The organism is Microcoleus sp. Pol12B4 (assembly GCF_036701385.1).
Taxonomy (GTDB): domain Bacteria; phylum Cyanobacteriota; class Cyanobacteriia; order Cyanobacteriales; family Microcoleaceae; genus Microcoleus.
In genome coordinates this window covers 28,439-32,210 of the sequence record NZ_JAUBQR010000052.1, presented here as the reverse complement: position 1 = coordinate 32,210, position 3,772 = coordinate 28,439, and the positions used below count along the sequence as shown (strand labels likewise).

Genomic DNA, 3,772 nt, shown 5'->3' with positions numbered 1-3,772 from the left:
GCTTCGGATTAATCGCCACCGAATTCACCTCCATAGAATGTCCCGGAAAAGTACACAGCAAATCACCGCTGTGCAAATTCCAAAACTTAATTGTTTCGTCCGAACTGCCACTAACCAACATTTTTCCGTCAGAGCTAATAGCAACCGAATTTACCCGATCGGAATGTCCCGTCAGAGTGCCAATTAATTCCGCTGTTTCTAAATTCCAAATCTTAATAGTTTTATCCCAACTACCGCTAGCCATAATTTTACCGTCAGGGCTAATCGCCAGAGAATTCACAAACGATGAATGTCCTGGCAGCGTATATACACACTGCCATTTCTGATGTTTTAATTTGTGAGCTAATTCCTTCACCCGCTTAGCAGCCGACTCAGCTTCCTCTCGGCGTTTGAGTTCAGCTTCCTCCAAACGCTGTCGTTCCGCCTTAGCTTTCGCCTCTCGCAGCGCCAGCCGCCGCATCTCTCCCTTATAGACTATTCGCTGTTGCTCCTGAATTTCTTTAAGAGTTTCAATATACGGTTGTGCCCAATCTTTAGAAAACCATTCCTGAGCAAATTCTGCCTCTAATTTAAATAACTGAGGTTCGTGAGTAAAATCGATATTTAAATAATACAAATCAGCTAAAAAAGCCGCCAATAACTTGTGAATAGTCACAATTATTTGCCGAATAATCCGCAGGCTCAACTTTTTGTCTTTCCCCTCCGCCTCCAACTGGTGATAAACTTCTTCCCAATTCCAAGGCTGCATAGCCACTAGAGAAACGCTCTGATTGATGACTCCCCAAAAACCCACATGAAAATTAACTTCATAATCGCTGATATCGCTGTACAGTATAGCTGTCGGTACGGGAGACAACACTGTCTGCAACCGCTCCACATCAATATCAGAAATCGCTTTTTTGAAATAGTCTCCGTAAAACTGAACTGGGCATAAATCTCCATGTGGGGGGTAGTGCTGGTTCAAAAAAGCTCTTAACTTAGCCGGCAGCTCGATATTCAGATTGTGGCGGAACGAATCAGGGCAATCTTGGCTAATTTTTGCGGGAGCAACTAACAGCAGCAATCGGTGCTGCTGCTGCTGCAAAATCTGTTCAGTTTCCTGCCTGCTCAAATTAGAAAACCAGTTGTCCCTGTCCCAAATAGTTTGAATTTCGCTTAGCTTAACTCGAATTGCTTCTGACTGAAACTCCCGCATTAAGTCGCGGCAAAGCCGACTAATTGCCCGCTTATCTCTTACTTCTTGTGCCTTAATTCGATTAGCCCGTTCTTCCTTTACCCTTTCTTCTGCGCCGGCGAGGGCGATTAATTCTTGTTCTCTGGCCTGCTGACGCTGCAAATATTTCATTTGTGCTTTAATCCAGCGAGGGTCTTTTTTGATTTGCTGGTTTAAAGCTGAAGAACCAGAGGGTTCAATTTCTGCATAGCGTTCGTTGACAGCGCTTGCTCCCAATCTTTCTCCCAATTCAGAGGCTACAGGCTTCAACAGTTCAATTAGGGTGTCTGAGACTGGGCGGGGTAAGGACATACCAGTTAAAACTTTTTCTTAGTTAAGGACGATCGCGCGAGTCAGGCATATCTCGCTGGGGCGGCGACTCTTGGCAGGGCTATTACATTTGGGCGATCGGCCGATGGTAGTCGTAGGGCGTATCGTGCAGCCGCGCAAGTTGACCACCTTAACTCAATTATAGTATTTATACACTTTACATTTTACCCCAAATCTGGATCAAAAGCACCGACGGAAAAGACTTCAGGATATGCGATCGACCCTGAGTTCCCCCAATTTGTTTTTTTTGTTGCCTTTTGACTCGCTCTTGTCTATAATCGTACTTCACAACCCTAATTACGGTATCCCGACCTAATAACCGTACTTTTTCTAGAGGAACAAATATAATGAGCCCGTGGCAACGCCTAACTCAACACCTTCACTGGCGACAACAGTCATCAGCCAGCACAAATCAATCATTTACTGCCCTGAAAAGATTTTTGTCCCTATTTTTAGTGGGAATAACTTTAAGTCTCGCCGTTGCATCCTGTGGCCAGGGAACCACTAACAACCCTGCAGCCACTCCAGGCGGTGCTACCCCAGCAGCTAACAAAGGCAACAACGTAGAATTAACCCTAGTATCCTTCGCCGTCACCAAAGCCGCCCACGAAGCGATAATTCCCAAATTCGTTGAACAATGGCAAAAAGAAAAGGGTCAAACCGTCACTTTCAACCAAAGCTACGGCGGTTCCGGTTCCCAAACTCGGGCCGTAATTGACGGTTTAGAAGCAGACATCGTACACCTAGCCCTCGCCCTCGACACCGCAAAAATCGAAAAAGCCGGACTAATTCAACCTGGGTGGGAAAAAGAAGTTCCCAACGAAGGCATAGTCAGCAAATCCGTAGGAGCAATAGTCACCCGCGAAGGCAATCCCAAAGGCATCAACACCTGGGAAGATTTAAGCAAAGACGGAGTAAAAGTGATTACTGCCGATCCTAAAACATCAGGCGTTGCCCGTTGGAATTTCCTCGCACTTTGGGGCTCGGTTGTTAAAACCGGAGGAGACGAAACGAAAGCATTAGACTTTACTAGCAAAGTCTACAAAAACGTCCCGATTCTGACTAAAGATGCCCGCGAAGCCACTGATGTATTTTTCAAACAAGGGCAAGGCGACGCCTTAATTAACTACGAAAACGAGATTCTTCTGGCAGGTGAGAAAGGCGAAAAACCGACTTACAGTATTCCCGAAGTCAATGTTTCGATCGACAATCCGATTGCCATCGTCGATAAAAACGTTGATAAACACGGTACTCGCGAAGTCGCCGAAGCATTTGTCAAGTTTCTCTACACCCCAGAAGCTCAGCGAGAATTTGCCAAAGTAGGCTTCCGCCCCGTAGATGCGACAGTAGCGGCGGAACCAGAATTTGTCAAAAAATATGCCCCCATCAAAACCCTATTTACAGCTCAAGACTTAGGAGGTTGGGGAGATATTCAGAAGAAATTCTTCGATGACGGAGCTGTTTTTGACAAAATCCAAGGTTCAATTAAACAGTAAAAAAACAGAATGCTCAGAGCCCCGACAACTTCGGGGAAGTCGGGGTTCTAAAAGATTCACTATTCTTGACAACTCAAAACTCTTCACTTATGGCTGTATCATCTCCAACCAGCAACCCTGAGTCTCCGATCGAAAATATCAAAAGGGCGATCGGCAAAATCACATTACCTTGGGGAATCACCCTAGGCTACCTCAGCTTAATGCTATTGCTCCCAGTTGCAGCAATGCTGCTGAAAGCCAGCACAGCCAACCCCGCTGAATTTTGGGCAATTGCCACCAGTCCGATCGCTCTGTCCGCCTACGATGTCACCTTCTTTACCGCATTAATGGCAGCATTAATTAACGGAGTATTCGGCACATTAATTGCCTGGGTATTAGTCCGCTACGACTTTCCCTTAAAACGGGTTGTCGATGCAGCAGTCGATTTACCTTTTGCACTGCCCACCTCCGTCGCGGGTTTAACTCTCGCCACAGTTTACAGCGATAACGGCTGGATCGGCGGGCTATTTGCACCCTTGGGAATCAAGATCTCATTTACTCGTTTGGGCGTAGGAATAGCGATGATCTTTATTTCCTTGCCCTTTATCGTGCGGACTGTACAGCCAGTTTTAAACGAGATGGAAAAAGACATCGAAGAAGCAGCTTGGTGCTTGGGTGCTTCTCAATTTCAAACTTTCTGGCGAGTAGTTTTACCCCCGTTATTTCCGTCTATTTTAACCGGAGTTGCCCTCGG

At 46.0% G+C, this 3,772-nt stretch carries 3 protein-coding genes; 2 read left to right on the top strand and 1 reads right to left on the bottom strand.

The features are described 5' to 3' along the window. On the bottom strand, positions 1-1,525 hold a 1,525-nt coding region (locus tag QUA38_RS10055), incomplete at its 3' end, for a WD40 repeat domain-containing protein (protein WP_333161349.1). Positions 1,526-1,890: 365 nt separating this feature from the next. On the opposite strand from QUA38_RS10055, the gene QUA38_RS10050 reads away from it, so the two are divergent. Next, positions 1,891-3,039, top strand: coding sequence for a sulfate ABC transporter substrate-binding protein (locus QUA38_RS10050; protein WP_333161347.1), 1,149 nt, complete (start codon positions 1,891-1,893; stop codon positions 3,037-3,039). Between the two features lie 89 nt (positions 3,040-3,128). Next, positions 3,129-3,772, top strand: a 644-nt coding sequence (gene cysT / locus QUA38_RS10045; protein ID WP_333161345.1) for a sulfate ABC transporter permease subunit CysT, incomplete at its 3' end; no start/stop codon positions are given.

Bases quoted from the DNA above. Each gene is read 5' to 3' on its own strand.
- QUA38_RS10050 (WP_333161347.1), top strand. From the start codon at position 1,891: ATGAGCCCGTGGCAACGCCTAACTCAACACCTTCACTGGCGACAACAG.